At 67.9% G+C, this 271-nt stretch carries 1 protein-coding gene; it reads left to right on the top strand.

The window, feature by feature from the left end; all coding sequences use genetic code 11:
• Positions 1-47: 47 nt before the first annotated feature.
• The coding region (locus ACSNOK_RS34340; RefSeq protein ID WP_436784643.1) for a hypothetical protein at positions 48-271 on the top strand (224 nt) is incomplete at its 3' end.

Below are 271 nucleotides of genomic sequence, written 5' to 3'. Positions count from 1 at the left end.
GCGCAATGCCGCGGTATGGTACACTGCGACGCGGCCAGATGCGATCCATGGCCCAAGCGCTGCACGCCGAGCCACAGGAGTTTGTGATGATCATCTGCGGTCGCGCGCCCGCGCGCATCGACCTCACCGGCGGCTGGACAGATGTATCGCCCTTTGCGGAGCGCGAGGGCGGCGCCGTCGTCAATGTGGCGCTGAACCGCTATACCTACGCCACGGTGCAGCTGCGCCCCATGCCCGGCGTCCGGCTTCGGTCGGCCGACTACCACACGAC

The sequence above is a fragment of the Streptomyces sp. URMC 126 genome (genome assembly GCF_051386555.1).
In the GTDB taxonomy this organism is placed as follows: Bacteria; Actinomycetota; Actinomycetes; order Streptomycetales; family Streptomycetaceae; genus Streptomyces.
The sequence above is the reverse complement of the archived record's forward strand: the minus strand, read 5'-3'. Positions and strand labels throughout refer to the sequence as shown.